Source organism: Treponema sp. (genome assembly GCF_051883275.1).
Taxonomy (GTDB): Bacteria; Spirochaetota; Spirochaetia; order Treponematales; family Treponemataceae; genus Treponema_D.
This window is the reverse complement of the sequence record NZ_JBJETK010000028.1, coordinates 37,301-57,671: the sequence shown is the minus strand read 5'-3', so window position 1 is coordinate 57,671 and position 20,371 is coordinate 37,301. Positions and strand designations below refer to the sequence as shown.

At 42.9% G+C, this 20,371-nt stretch carries 17 protein-coding genes and 1 pseudogene; 4 read left to right on the top strand and 14 right to left on the bottom strand.

Annotated elements, in window-relative coordinates; genetic code table 11:
- Positions 1 to 287 precede the first annotated feature (287 nt).
- Positions 288 to 1,079: a hypothetical protein gene (locus ACI4L0_RS04590; RefSeq protein ID WP_439798990.1), complete on the top strand. Its 792-nt coding sequence runs from the start codon at positions 288 to 290 to the stop codon at positions 1,077 to 1,079.
- Between the two features lie 363 nt (positions 1,080 to 1,442).
- Here ACI4L0_RS04590 and ACI4L0_RS04585 read toward each other — a convergent pair whose 3' ends face one another.
- From ACI4L0_RS04585 to ACI4L0_RS04555, 7 genes and pseudogenes are all read right to left on the bottom strand, one after another.
- On the bottom strand, positions 1,443 to 1,568 hold the full coding sequence (locus ACI4L0_RS04585) for a hypothetical protein (protein WP_439798989.1): 126 nt from the start codon (positions 1,566 to 1,568) through the stop codon (positions 1,443 to 1,445).
- Positions 1,569 to 1,736: 168 nt separating this feature from the next.
- On the bottom strand, positions 1,737 to 3,338 hold the full coding sequence (locus tag ACI4L0_RS04580) for an AAA family ATPase (protein WP_439798988.1): 1,602 nt from the start codon (positions 3,336 to 3,338) through the stop codon (positions 1,737 to 1,739).
- Positions 3,339 to 3,401: 63 nt separating this feature from the next.
- Entirely contained in the window at positions 3,402 to 3,611 is a 210-nt protein-coding gene (locus tag ACI4L0_RS04575) for a hypothetical protein (RefSeq protein ID WP_439798987.1), read from the bottom strand.
- 91 nt (positions 3,612 to 3,702) lie between these two features.
- Positions 3,703 to 4,890 (bottom strand): MFS transporter, encoded by a 1,188-nt coding sequence (locus ACI4L0_RS04570; RefSeq protein ID WP_439798986.1) that lies wholly within the window; start codon positions 4,888 to 4,890, stop codon positions 3,703 to 3,705.
- Positions 4,891 to 5,048: 158 nt separating this feature from the next.
- Entirely contained in the window at positions 5,049 to 5,312 is a 264-nt protein-coding gene (locus ACI4L0_RS04565; protein ID WP_439798985.1) for a Txe/YoeB family addiction module toxin, read from the bottom strand.
- Positions 5,309 to 5,569 (bottom strand): type II toxin-antitoxin system Phd/YefM family antitoxin, encoded by a 261-nt coding sequence (locus ACI4L0_RS04560; RefSeq protein WP_439798984.1) that lies wholly within the window; start codon positions 5,567 to 5,569, stop codon positions 5,309 to 5,311. Before ACI4L0_RS04560 ends, ACI4L0_RS04565 begins: the two co-directional genes overlap by 4 nt.
- 241 nt (positions 5,570 to 5,810) lie before the next feature.
- A pseudogene (locus tag ACI4L0_RS04555) lies at positions 5,811 to 6,050 on the bottom strand (amino acid--tRNA ligase-related protein); the annotation flags it as partial.
- Between ACI4L0_RS04555 and ACI4L0_RS04550 the strand changes: the two are divergent.
- Together ACI4L0_RS04550 and ACI4L0_RS04545 are read left to right on the top strand one after the other, a co-directional pair.
- Positions 5,952 to 6,176 (top strand): hypothetical protein, encoded by a 225-nt coding sequence (locus ACI4L0_RS04550; protein WP_439798983.1) that lies wholly within the window; start codon positions 5,952 to 5,954, stop codon positions 6,174 to 6,176. The pseudogene ACI4L0_RS04555 and the gene ACI4L0_RS04550 sit on opposite strands and share 99 nt — an antisense overlap.
- An 18-nt stretch (positions 6,177 to 6,194) precedes the next feature.
- Positions 6,195 to 6,404, top strand: a complete 210-nt coding sequence (locus ACI4L0_RS04545; protein ID WP_439798982.1) for a hypothetical protein — start codon at positions 6,195 to 6,197, stop codon at positions 6,402 to 6,404.
- Positions 6,405 to 6,847: 443 nt separating this feature from the next.
- Here ACI4L0_RS04545 and purF read toward each other — a convergent pair whose 3' ends face one another.
- The 4 genes from purF to ACI4L0_RS04525 all read right to left on the bottom strand — a co-directional run bounded on the left by purF (position 6,848) and on the right by ACI4L0_RS04525 (position 13,179).
- Complete coding sequence (gene purF / locus ACI4L0_RS04540; protein WP_439798981.1) at positions 6,848 to 8,347, bottom strand: amidophosphoribosyltransferase; 1,500 nt, start codon at positions 8,345 to 8,347, stop codon at positions 6,848 to 6,850.
- Between the two features lie 36 nt (positions 8,348 to 8,383).
- Positions 8,384 to 8,884 (bottom strand): 5-(carboxyamino)imidazole ribonucleotide mutase, encoded by a 501-nt coding sequence (gene purE / locus ACI4L0_RS04535; RefSeq protein WP_439798980.1) that lies wholly within the window; start codon positions 8,882 to 8,884, stop codon positions 8,384 to 8,386.
- A 142-nt stretch (positions 8,885 to 9,026) separates the two neighbouring features.
- A complete protein-coding gene (locus ACI4L0_RS04530; RefSeq protein ID WP_439798979.1) occupies positions 9,027 to 11,681 on the bottom strand; it encodes a tetratricopeptide repeat protein in 2,655 nt (884 codons plus the stop codon).
- Between the two features lie 10 nt (positions 11,682 to 11,691).
- The gene (locus tag ACI4L0_RS04525; RefSeq protein WP_439798978.1) at positions 11,692 to 13,179 is read right to left on the bottom strand and encodes a LamG-like jellyroll fold domain-containing protein; all 1,488 of its coding nucleotides are present in this window, start codon (positions 13,177 to 13,179) and stop codon (positions 11,692 to 11,694) included.
- Positions 13,180 to 13,182: 3 nt separating this feature from the next.
- Here ACI4L0_RS04525 and uvrC point away from each other — a divergent pair, with 3 nt between their 5' ends.
- A complete protein-coding gene (uvrC, locus tag ACI4L0_RS04520) occupies positions 13,183 to 15,147 on the top strand; it encodes an excinuclease ABC subunit UvrC (RefSeq protein ID WP_439798977.1) in 1,965 nt (654 codons plus the stop codon).
- Positions 15,148 to 15,164: 17 nt separating this feature from the next.
- Here the strand turns inward: uvrC and ACI4L0_RS04515 are convergent, their stop codons facing one another.
- From ACI4L0_RS04515 to ACI4L0_RS04505, 3 genes are all read right to left on the bottom strand, one after another.
- On the bottom strand, positions 15,165 to 16,436 hold the full coding sequence (locus ACI4L0_RS04515; protein ID WP_439798976.1) for an OmpP1/FadL family transporter: 1,272 nt from the start codon (positions 16,434 to 16,436) through the stop codon (positions 15,165 to 15,167).
- A 377-nt stretch (positions 16,437 to 16,813) separates the two neighbouring features.
- Entirely contained in the window at positions 16,814 to 18,547 is a 1,734-nt protein-coding gene (locus ACI4L0_RS04510; protein ID WP_439798975.1) for an ABC transporter ATP-binding protein, read from the bottom strand.
- Complete coding sequence (locus ACI4L0_RS04505; RefSeq protein WP_439798974.1) at positions 18,544 to 20,316, bottom strand: ABC transporter ATP-binding protein; 1,773 nt, start codon at positions 20,314 to 20,316, stop codon at positions 18,544 to 18,546. Before ACI4L0_RS04505 ends, ACI4L0_RS04510 begins: the two co-directional genes overlap by 4 nt.
- Between the last annotated feature and the right edge of the window lie 55 nt (positions 20,317 to 20,371).

Genomic DNA, 20,371 nt, shown 5'->3' with positions numbered 1-20,371 from the left:
CCTTCAAAAGTTCAGTTTTCTAAGTTCACTTAATTGACAAAATCCGCTTAGAATGTTACATATAGTAGCGAAAAAAAACACGTGTTATTTTATTACATGGAGAGTTTACAACTATCGATGCTTATGCTGCTGATTAAGAAAATTCAAAATGCTGAAGTTTTTCGAGATGTCTTTAAGCCGCGTTATATGCGGACTCGAACAACCGCAGGGAATCTATAATTCTAAAATTTTATTTTTGAATAAATTTGAAAATCGCCTTTTGGCACTTTTGGGGAGTTAAGTATTTTATGAAAAAAATCATTCTATGTCTGTTTTTTGCAGCTATAATTCCACTGGCTGTGTTTTCCGAGGAGCTGACTTTCAGCAAGATGGGATTCACCATTGTAAATGATGATGACGAGGAAACTGAATACGACAGCTTTTCAGGGCTTCTTTTCGATATTCTTTTTTCAACGAATTTCAACGCGTACTATAATAAATATCCGTGGTACAACGGGGAGCTTTATATAAAGTACGAAGACGATTCGCCGGAAAAAGAAAATAAGCAGGGAAAGAAAAAATCCAAGCCAGGAAGATCATGGAGAATGGAAGCGGAAACAGGAGGCTTTTGTTTTCCTGCAAGAAAAATTATAGGCAGCGAAACCCGCATTGAGGGAATTATATTTCATGTTCTGGGGCCTGTAATTGAATACCAGCACATGCTCAAGGCAAACAACGACAAGTCAATGGGAAATCTTAAAATCGGAGGACAGTGTTTCCTGTTCCAGTCAAATGCTCTCAGTATGTCCGTTATTTTTCAATGGAATAAAATATACAACATTGAGCCTGTATACAAAAAAGCCTACGGGCCGTCGGTGGGAATGACTTTAAGATCCTACATGATACCTAAATGTGTATTTGAATGGAGAGCTTCGCTTGCTCTTATTTCAGACGACAGGATTATTTCAGAATCGCACCTTGAGCTGGGCTACATGATAAAAGGTCCGCTTGAAATATACGGCGCATGGAAACGTCAGGAAAATGAAGTCCTTAATTTTACATCGGATGCATTCGCCATTGGAGCAAAATTCCACTTTTAAAGCGCAGACTGTAAAATCAGCAACCCTCTACGCATGAATACGTCGGGTCAAGGCACGCAGTTTCTTAAAGCCTTGACTTCGCCGTTTTCAAGATTTGTATTAAACCTGAAATAAAAAGGATATGTTTAAATATCAGTTAACTATGTATGATAAAGTTAACAGAAGAGTTTTTTAAGAACGAAAAACGGACAAGTCGTAGCATTGGCAAACGATTTTTCTAAAACAAGGTTTAATGACGGATTTTAGGATTATTCTTAACAGAATCTTCGATTGACTTTTCAAAATAGAACTTTCGTTCCGGGCGTTCTTATATGTATGCAAGAGCTTCTAAAAAGGAAGTTCATCTTCAAATGTTCCGTCGCCTTAGGACATGTCTTTTTCATAAACATCTTTACTTACAGTTTCAATAACACATCCAGTTTTTTCCCAAGGTATAAGAGCAATAAGATTTTCAAAGGGATTACCATTTTCTTTATTTTTAAGAATCATGCCGGCCCCCGTTTTCCGTTTAATTGAATTAAAAAGAAAGAATAGCATTTACATATTTGGACAGGATCTTTCGACTTTTTTGACGTATTTATTATATTCAAAAAATGAATATGTCAAACAGTGATGTGGCTTTTTGACAAAATATTGAAGCAAGGACGTATACGTGTTTCATTTTATTTTCCATTCTGAAGGGTTACGCTCTTTTGTTGAAAAAGAGGCTCCGATTTTTATGATGTTTTTTCCGCATGCAAGATACGGTTCTGCATATTTTGATTCTTCGATTTGATTTAAGGCTTCGTCTGCGGATTTGTCGCGCTTAAATTCAAAGATGAAGATGTTGTTTCCGTTTTGAAGAACGCAGTCGGCTCTTCCAAAAGATAAAGTTTCTTCTACTGCTGACCATTGCCCCAAAAGAGTGAACACAAGGTAAAATACATTATGGAAATTCTGCTCGACTATGCTGTCTTCCTTTTCTTTTTTGCATGTCGTGTACGGAAGTTTTGCAAAGAGTGCTTTAAATTTTAGCATTACGCTTTCTATGTCGCCTTTTTTTATGTCGCGGGCAAAGGAAACGATGTCCAGTTCGCTTGTACTCTGGATATTTAATACAGAAGGAACAAGAGAATTAATGAAAGCATATTTTACTTCGTCATTTGGATATTTTAAAAGGTATACCCCGAATTCCTTGTCGTAGCTTTTTATCGTAATGTAGCCTGTCTGGTAAAAAAGCGGAATCGGATTTGGATTATCGTTTCTGTAGTCCTGAATTTCCTGTGCAGTTGCTTCAGTTCCGTTTGAAAGATCCATGTAGTTCATGGTGCTTTGAGAAAGTTTCTTGATTAAAAATGTCGGTGTTCCTGTTGCAAACCAGTAATATGAAAACTCTTTTACATAAAGTGCATTTATCAGGCTGAACGGATTGTAAACGCCTTTGCAATTATGATGAAAATGGTAGCCGTCATATATCTGTTCAAGTTTTTTGATACATTCCTGTTCAGTAAGTTCGTTCTTTTCTGCCATTGCTTTTATTTCCGGCTCAAAAGTTGAAAGCATTTCGTCTTTCGTAATTCCACAAATGCCGGCATAGTTTTCTGAAATGGAAATATCGTTCAATTGATTTAAATCACTGAAAATGCTGACATTGCTGAATTTTGTAACTCCAGTTAGAAAAACGAATTTTAAATTTTCATCCAATGCTTTTAATGTTATGTAAAGGGCTCTTAAAGTCTGACGGTTATCTTCTGTAAGTTCTTCGTTATTCTGTGTGTCTAAAAGAGGCTTGTCGTATTCATCAATCAAAACAACAGCCTGTAAACCGGTTTGCTCTCTGGCTGTTTTTACGATGTTTATAAAACGCCCTGCAAAATGAACAGGATTTAAATTATCTGAATATTTTTTTTCTATGCCGTATTTTTTTTCATATTCTTCAAGCTGAAGGTTTATACATTCGTTTAAGAAATTTTCTTTTGAAAAATTGTTCTGGGCAAAATTCAAATAGATTACGGGATAACATTTCCAGGCATCAGGATTATCTCTTTCAAGTTCTTCAATTTTCAGTCCTGAAAAAAGCTCTTTCTTCCCTTCAAAATATGCTTTAAAGGTAGAAATAAAAAGACTCTTCCCAAAACGGCGCGGGCGGTTCAAAAAATAAACCTTTCCTGTGTGCACCAGACTGTACACAAATTCCGTCTTGTCTACATAGAGATAGTTATTCTTCCTTAAATTTTCAAAACTCTGAATGCCTATTGGCAGTTTTCTGATATTCTGCATGGATAAAGTATAACATAAAAACGTGTAAAGTAATATACTGGAAAATTAAACGAAAACTCACTTTTATTCAACGATTTTTTCAAACGCAATCGTTTTATTTTTCATAGAAATTTTCTTAACACTCCAGCCAAAATCTAAGAGCTCTTTTTTGTAAGTTAAAAATGAATGGTCAAGAGGAACACCGGCAATTTTTTCAATTTCAGCATAAGTAAGCATAATTTTTTGAGAGGCTTGAGTTTTAAGATACATCCAGAGTTTTTCGTATTTGCTCATTTTTTTATTCTATCTGATATTTTGCAGATTGTCTGCCTTCAGCAAAGTGACTGGAACAGATGACTGTTTTTTTCCTGAAGAGTCTTTTTTTTTATTTTCCTTTTACCGCATATACAAGGCACGAAACAATGCCGAAAGCGGAGGCAACAATCAGATTAAGTTCAGGGCAGACAAGCCAGAGTGCACCGCCCAAAAAAACACCGAGCGTTACAAAAATATCGCGGTATAAATAAAACGCACCAAAGTACAGCGCCTTTTGACCTTCCGGCGCAAAATCCATAATCTGCGCTTTTCGTGCCGGTTCACCAAATTCCTTAAAACCGCGAATGACGAAAGCCGCAATCAAAATAGGAAACGACCGCGCACCCAAAAGCACAATCGGAAAAAGCGCATACAAAATGAACGTCGTCAAAACGAAACTTTTTTTCTTAAACCGGTCTCCCAAAAAAGCGATTATCACATAAGACGAAATCGCGCAGACCATTTCTATCGTCGTAAGCGTTCCAAAAAGCGTCGCACTGATTTTAGCTCCCTTTGAATATTCCATCGCCCAGATTGCAATATACGCATACGGAATCTGCGAACAGAACTTTGCAAGAATGTCAGAAACAAGTATTACCTGCATATCGCGCGGAAACTGCCAGGGAAGAATTCGCGGAAAGCCCGGCTCTGATTTTTTTTCAATCACAGAATTCTTCATCGCCGACTGCTGAACAAAAATTCCTGCAACACTGCACGCCGTCGCAATTACAAACGCAATGCGGATTCCGTTTTGAATTCCAAATTTATCAACAAGAACGCCGCCCAAAAGCGGACCTAATGCCATGGGAACTCTTTTTATAAGTGAATGAACCGAAATTCCGAACACCTGTTTGTTTTTTGGAATTTCATTTCTGATTAAATCCATATAGGCCGGCATCGAAAGGCTTGACCAGGACAAAAAAAACACCGAGCCGACAATAACTGCAATCCAGCCCGGAAAAATAATCACGATAAGATAACCGATAATCGCAAAAATATTAAAATAAAGCAGCGCCTTTTTGTAGCCCACCTTACTCGAAATCCAGCCGCCCGGAAAAGAATACACCGCTGACAAAAAATTATCGAGCGCATTAAGAACAGACGGCGCAAAAAGAGAAGCCCCCGTTGCAACAAGATACACCGGCAAAAACCGCTCCCCGATGCGCTCTCCAAGCCCCACCAGAACAACCGTAATAATCAGCCCCGACACCCCCGAAACAGAAGATGCCATCACATTCACTTTCCTGCCTTCAGACATACAGCAACTATATACCCTGCCACTACAATGTACAATAGGGTTTTAAATTGATATTGAGGAAGAGAGGGGGGGGGAATAAAAAAATGCCACGAATTTGACGATACTATTCCACAAAAATGCCGCGAATTTGACGATATTTCACTTTTTCAAAGTTCCCCTTAATCTTCGTAATGACCGCGGCACGCTTTTACTGTAATTTTATCTTCTGAAAATTCGTAGACAAGGCGGTTTTCTTTATCGATACGACGGCTGTATTCTCCGTCCTTGTGCTTCAGTTTTTCAGGCTTGCCCTCGCCTTCAAGCGCGCCGTCACGGGAAATACTTTTTAAAAGCCTGTTGATTTTCTGGAGAGTCTTTTTATCCTGAGCCTGCCAGTAAACATAATGTTCAAAACCTGTTTCTGTAAAAGTAATATCGCTCATTCAGCCGCCATCGCCTCAAGTTCTTCCATTGTCTTTACGACAACTTTACCCTGACGAAGCTGCTCATCGCTTTTATCAAGCATTTTAAGATATGCCGCATTGTTTTTTGCTTTTTCAAGTTCTTTATAGTCTTTTTCCGAAACAATTACGACGTTCTTGTTTTCTTTGCGCGGAACGATTACCGGCTCGCCGTTAAAAGCCATATCAAAGTATTTTTTTATGTTTGCGCGAATGTCAATCTGTTTTGCCACTGTCATATTATACCTCCAAAAAAAGTCAATGAAGAAATATCAATTTCAGTACCATTTTCCGTACTAAAAACCGTACTAGATTAAGTACCAGAAAGCGTACGCTTTTACAATTTAAAGATAATCCCTTTTACCCCTGATGTCAACAGTTTTTGCCCGTAAATACAAAAAAACTGTCTGATAAAAAGAAAAACATATTTTCTTTTTATCAGACAGCTTTAAAAAATTACGCAATTAAAACTATTGCCTTTTATTTATCCTGTTCAACTTCGGTAAAATTCAAATGAAGTTCATCGAGCTGGCTTTGATCTACAAAACTCGGGCAGTTGTCCATCGGGCTCATTGCAAGATTGTTCTTAGGGAATGCAATAACCTCGTGGATTGACTCTTCGTGCCTCATAAGCATTACAAGGCGGTCAAGCCCCGGAGCAATTCCACCATGCGGCGGCGCACCAAATTTAAACGCCTGAACCAGAAAGCCGAATGCCCGAAGATTGAAAAAGATGCGTTCTGCATTGCCGGCGAAATGAACGAGGAGTCCGTGCAGAAAAAACTTCTTGATGCCGGCTGTACGGATGTTCTTGATATTGTCCGGAACGCATCACTTTCTTTTTGATTTCATCCGGAGTTTTTTATGGAATATTACTGCATAATGGTACGCACCGGAGAAGAAGAATCCTTCAAGAAAAATGCCATGGCATGCCTTGAAAATGATTTTCCTGACGTGCAGTTTTTCTTTTTTCAGCAGATTAAGGAAATGTTTTTGGACGTACAGGATTTTACGGATGGGCGTAGAAGAAAATGTTTTTGGGCGTGCAGTATTTTGCTGAATCTCCGGGAATAACAGGGAGAGTTCTGTTCCGTTATGGAAGGCTTTTTTGTTGAATGTACGGCTTGCCAGAAAGGGAGAAGGTGGGCGGCTGAATATTATCGGATCGTTTTCAATAATTATAAAATATCTTTTACAGCTTGTTCTTTGTTATAAGGGATGAATGATTTAAATTCATGGTAAATAATTTTATAAAATCTCGATACTGTCCAAAATAAATTAAGTATTTTTTAAAGTCTGTAATCCGGATAACCTTCCGCTGCTTTAACCTGCAAAACTATCTATTCAAACAAAAATCTCCGTCTATTTAACATAGTGCGAATTTTCTAATTGTCAGCTAAAAAGCAACATTTTTTACGGACATAGCCATAAAAAAAACAGCACTGAATAATTTTCAGTGCCGCTGTAAAAATGACCTGCGCTCCGCCAAGCATGACGGAACTTTTTCAGCAGTATTTTCAGTTTGAAATTTTCTTTCCGCTCATCTCGCCCGGAACAGAAATCGGATATTCGCCTGTAAAGCATCCCTTGCAGAATCCGTACTGCTCAGGGTTACATTCCCGGCAGGATTCCAACATTCCTTCCGCGCTGATAAACGCCAGAGTGTCGGCTCCTATTTCCTGGCAGATTTCCTCCTCGCTGTGAATACTTGAAATCAGCTCGCCCCTTGTAGGCGTGTTTATTCCAAAATAGCAGGGGAATTTTACAGGCGGACTTGAAATTCTAAAATGAACTTCCTTGGCGCCGGCTCTCCTCAAAATCTGAACAAGGCGGCGGCTTGTTGTTCCGCGCACAATAGAATCGTCAATAACCACAACGCGCTTTCCGTCAACAACCGACTTCACGGCGTTCAGCTTTACAAACACCATGTTTTCACGCTCACGCTGGGTAGGAGCAATAAACGTGCGCCCGATATATTTGTTCTTTATGATTCCGCTGGCATAGGGAATTCCGGCTTCTCTCGCATATCCCTGGGCCGCGCTGATTCCAGAGTCAGGAACTCCGATAACAACATCAGCTGGAACACCGCTTTCCCTTGCAAGACAGGCTCCCATTTTTTCGCGTGCCTGTGTAACCGGAATTCCGTCAATCACACTGTCAGGGCGCGCAAAGTAAACATACTCAAACACACATGTCCGCTTTGAAGTGCGCTCTCCGAATTCAAAAGAAAGAACACCGTCTTCGTTTATTATAACAATTTCGCCGGGCTGAATATCACGAACATAGGTTCCGTTCACAGAATCAATCGCACAGGTTTCGCTTGCAAGAATCCAGCCGTTTTCAACTTTTCCAAGGCAGAGCGGACGAATTCCATTCGGGTCGCGCGCTCCAATCAGGCATTTTTCAGTTGAAACAACAAGCGCAAATGAGCCTTTTATCATCTGAATGGTATCTGTAAGCGCACGCTCAAGCCCCTTTTTATATGACTTTGCAATGAGCTTTAAAATAACTTCCGTGTCGCTTGTGGAAGAAAATGTGCTTCCCGAATCCTCGAGCATTTCACGGAGCTGCACGTAGTTTATGAGCTGACCGTTATGGGCAACTGCAACCGCTCCGAGCTTTGACTTTAAAAGAAGCGGCTGGGCATTTTCAAGCGTGGCGCTTCCTGCTGTGGCATAGCGGACATGGCCGCACGCAATGTTTCCCTTGAGCGACTCAAGATCTTCCGGCCTGAAAACATCAGCGGTTGTTCCCATCGCCTTGTGGATGGAAATATCTTCGCCGTTGCTGACTGCAATTCCGACACTGTCCTGCCCGCGGTGCTGCAAAGCATAAAGCGCATAATACGCCTGTGTCGCAGCATTGAAATCACTGGCAGAATAAGCCACATATTCCTTTTTTTCAGGCTCCACCTGCTTTGGAGGATTCAAAAAAATTCCGACAACACCGCACTCATCGCGCAGCTTGTCTTCCTCTTCTTCAACAAGAAATTCACAGCACTTCATTTTTTCTACCATAATAAAAATAAATTATTCTCTAAAAATTGTCTGCTTTTACAAATCAATTTTCGGGCCGCCGCCAGACTGCGCATCCTCAGCCATTTTTGCGCGGAAGGCAAGCAGGGCAGCTTTTATTTCAGGATATTTTATTCCAAGAATTTCAAGCGCAAGATAGGCCGCATTTTTTGCATTGCCGATTCCAACTGTTGCAACAGGAATCTGCGGAGGCATCTGCACAATAGAAAGAAGAGAATCAATTCCGGCAAGACCATTTGATTTTCCAGGATTAATACATTCAAGCGGAACGCCGACAACCGGAAGAACAGTGCGGCTTGCAATAACTCCAGGAAGAGCTGCGCTAAGACCTGCGCCGGCAATGATGACCTCGCAGCCTTCTTTTTCAACAGCTGCAATAGTCTTTACTAACAGTTCACCGGCTCTGTGGGCAGAAATAACATAAGCACTGTATTCAACGCCAAATTCCTTCAGAACATCGGCTGTTTTTTTCATAGTATCCAAATCGGATTTTGAACCTAAAAAGATAGCAACTTTCATACCGTAAAATATCACAATGAAAAAAAGAAATCAACAACTTTGATGCAAACGCCGCGGCATGAAAATTCCGCACAAACCACACACTTCAGAAAACTTCAAGAGCGCGGATTATTCATTGCCAGGCACGGCACTCCGAAGTTTCCTAAAATGCTATTTTTTCAAGGCTTGAGAATATTTTTTCTATTTCATTTGAAAGCAGAGATGAAAGCTGTTCGTCCTGAATAAATTTTACAAGCTCGCGCATGGTGCTGACAACTTTCATAAGAAGCCTCAGGCCGGTTTCAGTTTCCTGCTCAAGCAAAGGAAGGTCGAGTTCGCTCCTTACATCCTCCGCCGAAACCAAAAGCCCCTTTCTTCCGCACAGGCGTGAAATTATATATTCAAGCTGAAGATTTGTCTTGCTTTCAAGGAAGCTTCTTTTCTGCTCTTCGGGAAGATAGTTGCACAAAGACTTTAGCTTTAAAAACAGCTGGGCCTGAATATTCTGCACGCTCTCTTCAGTCTGCGTGTCTGGCTCCAAAGGCTCAAGTTCCAAAAGCTCGCCCTCGGATTCCATCGGCTCAGCAACATCCAAAACCGGCTCAGGCTCGCTGTCTTCGTTTTCCATAAAAAATTCCTGGGCAGCGATTTTTTCTCTGTCAGATTCCCCGTCAGCCTCTTCAGGAAGCTCTGAATCTGAATCAAGAATTTCATCTTCAAAGAATGACGGATTTTCCTCGCAGGATTCCGGCTCACTTTCAAATTCGGGTTCGGCTTCAACTTCAGGCTCGGAAGAAAAATCATCAAACGGCTCAGGGGCTAAAGGAAGCTCCTCCTCTTCCGGCTCGGAAACAGGCGGATTAACGGGAGCAGGCTCGTGTCTGGAATTTTCCTGCGCAGGAGTTTTGTCCCGAACCGGAGCCTGTGGCTGAACGGGAACAAAAGAATTCGGCGCATCTTCAGGCGGCAGGTCAATCGCATCAGCTTCAAAGGACGGCTCAAAATTATTTTCCTTTGGAACAGCCGCTGTGTCCCCGGAAGAAAACGGATTCTGCTCAAAGAAATCCTCCGCAGAAGTTTCATCCTCTTCAAGACCGGCGGCATTTTCTTCCAGAAAGTCATTGTCAGGAACAAGGTCGTCGAGCGTTCCGGAATTTTTTTCCGCGGCATTTTCTGCTTCCGAATCAAGCTTTCCATCTGAAAGAACATCTGAAACGGGAACTTCGCTGTCATTCAGTTCGCCCAGAGTAAATTCAGGTTCAGGCACCGGCACAGGCTCGAAAGAATTTTCTGTTTGCGGCGAAGATGAAATTGCCTCAGGCTGCGGCTCCGCAGGAGTTTCAATTTTTATTCCAAAATCCTCATCAGCATTCAAAAATTCATTATCCAAGTCAATGTCGGTATTTTTTTCTTCGGAAGTGAAGTCAAGCAGTTTTCTGTTTATGCGCTCAATGCCGTTTTTCCAGGCTTTGTTTTCAGAGTCAAATTGTTCAATCTGCCTGTAGCTGCTCATCGCCTTGGTAAGATTTCCCTGAGCCTCATAGTTTTTTGCAATGGACTCCAAGCCTTCAATATTTTCAGGATTTCTGCTTATATACTTCAGGAAAAAATCCTCTGCCTTTTTCAGCTCGCCTTTCTGGCTGTAGCGCGAACCGCCGTCTTTATAGAACTCGGAAAAATCAGGCGCAATTCTTCTTATTTTTTTAAAGCACCCCAATGCCTTGCGCTCATCTCCGATACAAATATAATACTGTCCGAGAAGGTTCAGCGTGTGAATGTCATCGGGATTCTTTTTATATGCCTCGTGGATTTTTTTCCATGCCTCTTCAACGCGGTCTGCGCTCAAAAGGATGTGGGCATACTGGTGAAGCATGGAAGAATCCTCAGGGGATGCGATTTCCATTCTTTCCATTATTTCAATCGCATCTTCATTTCTTCCGCTTGACTCATAAGTATTTGCAAGCCCCGAAAGAGCCTTTGGAAATTCAGGGCGGATTTTCAGAGCCTCATTGTATTCAAATTCCGCATTGTCAAAATCGCTCTGCCTTGTATAAACATCGCCGAGCTTTACGTGCATATCGGCGTTCTTTGGATTCAGATTCAGAGCGTGCGATACAATTTCTCCGGCGGTGCGTGTTTTGTTTTTCTTTAAAAGAAGTTCCGCATAGTTTTCAATCGCCTCGAACCAGCCGGGCTTTGTCTTGAGCGCAGATTCATATTCGCTCTGGGATTTTTCAAATTCACCGAGCGCGTCATAGCTCTTTGCAAGATTCAGGTGAAGCACAGGATGATTCGGGTCAACCTTCAAACCGCGCATATATGAAGACACTGCATTGCGGTGCTGATTTTTCAATGCATAAATAGAGCCAATATGATTAAACGCAAGAACGTCCTCGGGATTTTCCTCCACAACTTTGTTGAAGCACTGGAGAGCATCGTCATATTTTTCCATCAGCTTGAATGTGAAACCGAGGTTGTAGAAAGTCTGGACATCAGTTTCGTCCACAATGACAGCGCGCTCAAGCACTGAAATGGACTCATCGTATTTTTTCAGGCGGCGGTATATTCCGCCAAGGGCATTCAGAGCCGCCGCATTATTCTGGTCAAGCCGGACAACTTCATTAAAATAGGAAAGCGCCTTGTCGTCCTCTCCGCTCTTGATGTAAAGATTTCCGAGAGAAGAAAGAAGCTCTGTGTTCTGCGGGTCGCTTTTTAAAAGTCCCTTGTAAATTCTTGCCGCCTGCTCATAATCCCGTGAAAGAATCGCCGCATTTGCCCTGTCTAAAATTCCGCTGTTCTGATTGCTCTCGTTATACATATACTACCCTTTATTTTCTTGAAGGCCGGGCAAAGATCTCCCTTGAAAGCTCCCCCATAATCCTTGAATCATATTTTGAATATGAAGCCACCGCAAAGTAATAGATTTTTCCATTCTTCAAGCCATTCAATTTTATAGAAACTGAATTCCCTACGTCAATAGGAGACTGTCCCTCAAGCGCTTCTTTCCCAAGATATTCTCCGGGCCGGTCGCCGTAAAAAATGTAGTATCCGCCCACGCTGTTGTCCACGGAATACGGCCAAGTCAGGACAACCGCTCCATCTTCGGCAGTGGCAGTCACCCTGAACGGAGCAAGCGGCAAGGGAATTTCCTTATAGTTTATTCCAAGCTGCGTAACAGCAGGAGAGCGTGTTCCGTTTCCATCGGGGTAAAGCTCTGCGGCAACCTGAACATAAAGCCCCGAAACATCCTTGATTTTTTCCCCGGGCTTTACAGAAATCCACTCGGGAAAATTTTCAGTCCAGTTGCAGCAGTTGTCACCGGAGCGCACAAAAAATTCAACGGCGGTTTCAGATGGTGTGTCCACAATGCCGTCTATGCTGACAAGAGATGCGCCCTGGCTCAAAAGAAGCGGCTCTGTTTCAAAACGTCCGCCCGAAACTGTATATTTGTCAATTCTAAGGTCTTCGGAAACTTCAGTCTTTGAGCTGCGCTGAATTCTAAAATCGTCAATCAGCCCCGTGTACTGCGGACAGATATCTATGTCGGCTGGAACTCCGAGAACCGGCGGAAAAACAGAACCGTCTGATTCATGCCCGGACGACGTAACAAATTTCACATCCTCCAGCAGACCGTTTATCCTGTACTCAAACAAGCCTGTCTCCTGGTCAAAATGAATCGCATGGTGCATCCAGACTTCGGGAATTATAGTAGTCCGGCTTGAAAGCGAAATTTCACCGCCGTTTGCAATATATCCGTTAAACACATTTGTAAAAGACCACTCGAGATGGTTCCCCGAAAATCCAGCGGTTATCATCTGGTAAAGCGGATAACCCGCCACAGTCCTTGAAGACCGCCACGAAAAAACAACCTCGCCGTTTTCAGCAATCGAAGGCTTGAGCCAGAATTCAATAGTCAGAGAGCCGCCCTGCCCCTGCTTGCCGAATATCGTATTTTTTCCGCCGCGGAGCCGAAGTCCGCCGATTCCATGCGAAAGCCCGGCATATTTTCCCATAAACGAATTTTCAGAGGGAACAAGGGAATTTTTTGAAACAGAATATTTTCCTGCAATATCAGCAACTTTTCCGTTTTCAAAATCAACCAAGAGATCCGTGTCAGAATCCAAAGCCCTGCTGTTTGTGGCAAGAACCATCGCGTCGTAGCCGAACCTGCCCCTGCCCTGGACAATTCCGTCCATCCTTGAAAGAAGAGGCCAGCCGTCCTTTCCGCCGAGGATAATTGATTTTTCCTGCGCAGAAACGCTATTCAAAACAGAGAAAAAAAGTGCTATAATTGCATACAAAATATTTTTATTCATACTATGAACGACCATAACATAAATTCCGAGCCGGCGATTTCGCACAGGGAAATTCTCCATCAGACCGCGCTTAAAGCTCCCCAGAAAAGCGGAGTCTATCTGTGGCGGAACGAAGAACAGACCGTGCTTTATGTCGGCAAGGCAAAAAATTTAAAGAACCGTCTCACTTCATATTTCAGCGGAAGCAAGGACATAAAAACAAGGCTGCTCATAAGCCGCGCCCGTTCGATTGAGTATATTACAACGGACAATGAATATGAAGCATTTCTCCTTGAAAACAACCTCATAAAAAAATACTCTCCGCGCTATAACATCAATCTAAAAGACGGAAAATCCTACCCGGTAATAAAAATCACAAAGGAAAAATTCCCGCGCCTTTTTAAAACCCGAAACATAGCACACGACGGCTCAATGTACTTCGGTCCCTTTCCTGATGCCTCCGCGCTCGATTCATTCCTGGAAACGCTCCACGAAATATATCCTCTGCGCAGATGCAAAAAATTCAGGGAAAAGCAATTTCCATGCATGTACTATCACATAGGAAGATGCCAGGCTCCATGCTGCAAAAAAATAAATGAGTCCACCTATAGTGAATTTATCGAAGAAATATGCGCGCTACTTGAGGGCAAAGGCGCGGAAACTGAAAAAAAACTTCAGGCGCAGATGAAGGAAGCGGCGGCAAGCTTGAATTTTGAAAAAGCGGCCAGGCTCCGGGATGGAATCAAGGCGATGGGAATTCTCCAGCACAGAAACATTGTCGAAACTTTTGAAGGCGGCGACAGGGACTATATCGCATCATGGCGCGAAGGGGAAAGCGTGAGCTTCACTGTTTTAAAAATGCGTGGCGGAAAACTCCTGGGCAGGGACAACTACAGAACAATGAGCCTGAACGAAGATAGCGAGATTATCCCGGAATTCATGGCTTCGTATTACACTGAAAAGGATCTTATTCCGCCTGAAATTTTTATCATGCAGAGCAGCGGAACAGAATTCATGAAGAGGTGGATTTTAGAAAACTACGGAATTTCAACAGCGATAATTGCCGTGAACGAAAATTCACCAAGCATACATAAAGCCGCGCTGGGAATGGCACAGCAAAATGCAAGGGAAGACATTGTGCGCAGAATCCGTGAGCGCGGAGATTTCCCGGCAATGGAGGAGCTGAAAAAAATCCTCGGCCTTCCCGCCCTTCCCGTAAGAATAGAAGGATTTGACATTGCACATATCGGGGGAAAATTTCCGGTTGCAAGCCTGATACATTTTTACAACGGAAACCCCGACAAAAAAAAGTACAGATATTTCAGGCTCAAAACCACAGACGGAATAATAGATGACTTTGCTTCGATGAAGGAAGCGGTTTCCAGGCGGTACACAAGGCTGATGAACGAAAAGCAGGAGCTTCCCGACCTTATTTTAATCGACGGAGGAATTGGCCAGGTAAATGCGGTTGAATCTATTTTAAACGCGCTCGGCCTTGATATTCCTGTGGCTGGCCTTGCAAAAAGGGACGAGGAAATTTACCGCCCCGGAAACAGTGTTCCCATACAACTTCCAAAGCGCAGCGATGCACTCAGGCTGCTCCAGCGTGTCCGGGATGAAACCCACAGATTCGCCACCAGCCGCAACCAGGAGCTGCGCACAAAGGAAAACACAGTTTCGCCGTTTATAAAAATCCGCGGCATAGGAAAAAAACGGAGTGCGCTTTTGACCAGTGAATTTGGAACGCTTCAAAAGCTTTCCCAGGCCGCAGAAAGCGATGTCATGGAAGCAATAAAAATTCCGCAGGAAGCAGCGCGCAGCATCATCATGCAGGCAAAGCAGCTTGCACAGGAGCAGTCCGCCATGGTGGAAAAACAAAAGCTTTCGCTCAGCACGCCCGGCACAACAAAAGAAAAGGCTGCCAGAAGCAAAATCAACGAAGACCTTGCATCAGCAGCCCTTGAAGTCGCAAGCCCTGATAAAATCTAGGGAAGCGAGCGGATTATCTAGAACGGCTTAACAGAAACGCCAAGCGCAAGCATTATTACATCCTTTGAAAGGCGCATATTATATCCAGAAGCCTTGTAGTCATCGCTGAAGTAATTGCAGTACATTGCAGAACCGGAAAGCGTGAGCATTTTTATAGGCGAATACTCAACACCGGCGCCAAGAACAAAAGTATCAAGAACAGGGCTGAACACATTGTTCACATCGCTCTTATTGCCCTGGCGGCCATAGGAAAATCCTGTTCCAAAGCTGAGCTTTTCATTCAAGCGGTAATCCATACCGAGCGCAATTTCCCATGAATCATCATAGTCGTATTCCTTGCGGTCAAGAGGACTTTCAATAGTAGCCTGCTTGTTGAAGTAATAATTGAAGCTCATGCTTGCATTAAGGCTGTCAAAGAAAGTGTAGCCGACTCCAAGGTTGAGCACAGCCGGCAAATCATTTTTAAACTTATCGCCTTCATCAGCATTCAAAAATGAACTGGCATAGCTGCCTTTCAAATCATCGTATTTATAGCTGAGCTTTGTAATTGTCTGATACTGAATTCCCACATCAAGTGTGTTCCACGGCTTGATATGCACACCGAAAATTCCGCCGAAACCGTAGCCGTTTGATTCATAGCCAATCTTTGAGCTTCCGCCGTTTGCAGTCCGGAGACCATCGCATTTAAGTGTGATATTCTGCTCTCCGTGCATGAACCTTCCGGCCGCCGCAACAGAAACAATATCATTTACCTTGTATGAAACTCCAAGAATTTCTCCGAGCTGAACTGAATAAACTTCAAGTGAATGCTGAGAAAGTTTATCAACAAGAGCTGCCACCTGTGCCGGTGGATAGCCCGCTCCCGATAAACTGGCAGACAATCCTTTCTTAATGGCAAGAGAAGTAAGGGCAGTTCCGTCCTCGTAGTCAAGAGTTCCGCCGCCGCCAAAAACGCCGAATCCAAAAAATGCAGCCCATTTATCTTTCTTGTAAACAACTTCCGCATTTGGATAAAAGAAAACATTCTCGTTGTCTTCAAATGTCTGTCCGTTGAGCTTATTTGCATATTTTTTCAAGACAAACTGATTTCCAATGTCAAAATAAAGTCCGTCTTCCATAAAACCTGTTCCGCCGATATTGTACATCACAGCCTCAGGGCGCGAACATTCAGTATTGCGGCTCGGATTCCTCATGTAGCCGGCATTCATGTTAGTCTTGTTGTCAACGCCTCCCGCAAAGGCAAATCCAAATCCAGCAACCAAAACCAAAAGCAGTGTTTTTCTAACCATAAATTCACTCCAATAACAGCTCCGCATAAAACAAAGCCGCTGTTTTCATAAGTTTTACAGCCAGGGCCAAGCCCTCCGCACGAATAAAAATTCGTTAATTGAAGCAAACCTAGCATAAAATATACAGATTATCAAGACATTTTTCACAAAAATGTCATAATAACAAAAAGCTGATTTTTGTCAAACAAAATCAAAATACAGCAGTTTTGAAAACAAACGAGGGATTTATATTTAGAATTTTAGTTTTCATAAAAGCAAGTGTTTTGTTTTAGAAACTGTGTCGTGATAATGCGGTGATGGTGGAAGAATAAAATCTCCGTACAAAAAAAAGCTGTCCGTTTGGAAGAATAATTCTTCTTTCGGACAGCCGATTTTTTTTACATTTTCCACTCTGCTGACTGCGACTGGAGTTCTGTCATACGTTTGTAAATTCCGTTCTGTTTTATAAGCTCGGCAGGTTTTCCCTGCTCGGCAATTTTACCGCCGTCAAGGACGACAAGTTTGTCTGCGCCTGCAACTGTCCTCATTCTGTGGGCGATAATCAGAACAGTTTTATTTTTGACAAGGTGCGAAATTGCATTCTGGACAAGCGTTTCGTTTTCTGCATCAAGAGAAGCCGTTGCCTCGTCAAGCAGAATTACAGGCGCATCTTTTAAAAGCGCGCGTGCAATCGAAATGCGCTGGCGTTCACCGCCCGAAAGCAGATAGCCGTTTTCGCCGATTTCCGTTTCGTAGCCGGCAGGCAGTTTCTGAATGAACTCATCGCACTGTGCTTCTTTTGCCGCCTGCATTACTTCTTCGTCAGTCGCGCCCTGTCTTCCAATCCTGATGTTTTCCATCACTGTGTTGTTAAAAAGCGTTACGTCCTGAAACACGATTGAAAAACATTCCAGAAGTTTTTCAGGGTCAACCTGCTTTACGTCAATTCCGCCGAGCAAAACCGCACCCTTGTCAACGTCCCAGAACCGCGAAGCAAGCCGGGCAGCCGTAGACTTTCCTCCGCCTGAAGAACCTATAAGAGCCGTAACTTCCCCCTGCTTTGCGACAAACGAAACGTCAGACAAAACAGTTTCGCCAGAATTATACGAAAAGCAGACATTTTTAAATTCAATGTCATATCCGTCAGGCTTAAATTCTTTACCGCCTGTAAGTTCAGGAATATTCTGCATATCGTTTATTCTGTCAATGTTCACCTGCAAAGAATTCATCGCCGCAAGATTTTGGAGTGCAGCCGTAAGCGGTTCGTAAATACGTGACACCACAAGCAGGAACATAAAAAAAGTTACGAGCGGAATTTCACCCTGTGCAAGCAGAGTTCCGCCGGCAATCGCAACAGTCGCAATGCCGAGCTTTAAAATCATCGAACACGGAGTTACGAACATCGCCGCCCCAAGTTCGCTTTTAATCTGCCTGTTTTCAAGCACCTCGATTTTTTTATTCAGAGCCTGCAAATATTTTTTTTCGGCATTGCTGCTTTTCAATTCCCTTATACATTCAAGACATTCCTGAACGCCGCTTTCAACTTCAACCTGTGCGTTTACCTGCCTTCGCGTAAAATAGTTCTGCGCCTTTTTGGAAACCGCAACGATGAAAAGCGTTACGGGCAGAACCCACAAAGCCGCAATCGCCATCCGCCAGTCAAAAACGAACATACTCACCGCAATCAGACAGGTCGAAATTATCGAACCCCAGAACTGCGGAACATAATGCGACATCATCTGTTCCGTCGTCGCACAGTCGCCCATAATCGTATTCGTAAGGTCAGCCAGATCCTTTTTGCCAAAGAACGACAGCGGAAGCTTTCGCAATTTTTCAGCAAGCGAAACTCTCTTTATTCCAGATTCGCGGTAAGTCGTAAAATACGTTGCATCATACTGCCACCACGCCATAAAATAAATCAAAGCCAGCGCGCCAACAGAGCCAAAGGCAAACAGGGCATAATGCCCGGCAGGAACGGCAGAACCGCTCATAAAATCCTGCACAAGAAAATAAAGCAGGCTCACAGGAACAATCAAAGCCAAATCCTGTGCAACGCAGGCAATCACCGCCGTTAAAAATCCCTTTGCACCTTCCCTTGAAAGTGCAAATTTTTTCATAATGATGTTTATCATTTTTCACCTCCAACTTTCCAGCTGATAGAAGTCTGATAGTCATTCCACATTTTTGAATAAAGCCGTCCGTTTTTCAAAAGTTCATCGTGCGTTCCGTTTTCTTCGATTTGTCCGTCTTTCAAAACAAAAATTCTGTCCGCATTTTTTACGGTAGTAAGCCTGTGCGCTATCATTATTACAGTTTTGTTTTTTGAAAGTTCGCAGAATGCCTTTTGAACAAGAACTTCGTTTTCCGGGTCTGCAAATGCCGTCGCCTCGTCAAGAATTACGACAGGCGCATTTTTCAAGATGACTCTTGCAATGGCAATTCTCTGCTGTTCACCGCCTGAAAGATAAACTCCCTTTGTTCCGATTACAGTGTGAATTCCGTCCGGCATTTTTGCGATTATGTCGTCACACTGAGCCTTGTGGAGTGCATTCAAAACTTCGCTTTCGCCTGCATCAGGTTTACCGAGCCTTACGTTTTCAAAAATCGAAGTTTTAAGCAGTTTGCTGTCCTGAAAAACGTAGCCCACTTCATTCATCAAATCTTCGTTGCGGATATTTTTTACATCTACTCCGCCGATTTTTACAGAACCGCCCGTAACGTCCCAGAACCGAGAAACAAGCCCTGCCACTGTAGTTTTTCCGCCGCCGCTCGGGCCGACAAGCGCAATCATCTGCCCTGCATTCACCTTGAACGAAACGCCGCAAAGTGCATCACTATTTGCATTTGAATATCTGAAAGTCACTTTTTCAAATTCAACTGAATTGTCTTTCGGAACTTCGCTTTTTTCAACCTGTGCAAGCGGCTTTAAGTCCAGTATAGACTGAATGCGCGCAAGGGCATCAGAAACAATCATTCCGTTTTCGCTCATATACATAACTTTTGTAAGCGAAGTCGTAATGACCGCAGAAAGAATGATGTAAAAAATGAAATTCAAAAGAACGTCCTGCATAACCGCCTGTCCGCCTGTAAGAATAAAAGCAAGCGCAATCAAAAACGCAAAAGTGCTGTTTACAAACATCGTGTACCAGAGCATAGGCTGACGGCATTTTTTGCAATACGAAACGCAGAATTTGTAATAATTGTCTATCGCACCCTGAAACTTTTTAAACGAATGAACAGTCTGCCCGAACGTCTTTACGACAGGAATTCCGCGCACATATTCAACAGCCTGATTGTTCATCTGTTCAAGCGCATCGTTGTAATTTTTCATATCCGCCGCCATTTGAGGGCCGACCATCTTGAACATACACAAAAAACCGAGGATTATAGGAATAAGGCTTGCAATTCCAAAACGCCAGTCGAACACAAAAAGCATTACAATCAATGCAAAAGGAGTAGCAATCGCTCCTGCCATATCGGGAAGCTGGTGCGCAAGATAAGTTTCCGTCGCCTTACTGCTGTCGTTTACAATGCGCCTGATTTTTCCGCTTCCCTCTTCCGAAATAAAGCCAAGCGGAAGTTTTGAAATATGCGCCATAGTGTTTTTGCGGATATTCCCAGCAATCCTGAAAGCCGATAAATGCGAACACATCAAAGCACCAAAATAAATGACGATTGTCGCAACGGCAAAAATTACGGCAAGCCACCCGTACTGAACAATGTGCACCGCCTTTGAAAAATCAGGCACAACTTCCACCGCTTCTTTTATGATAAAGAAAATAAGGACAAAAGGCGCAAGACCGCAAATTGTACTTACCACAGACAAGACCCAGGACGCATACGTTAAAAACCTGTGTTTTCCTGCATACGCCATCAAAGAAGAAATATTTGATTTCTTCATATTATAGAACCTCCATAATATAACTATAATTAGCAATCGCTAACTTACACGGTAA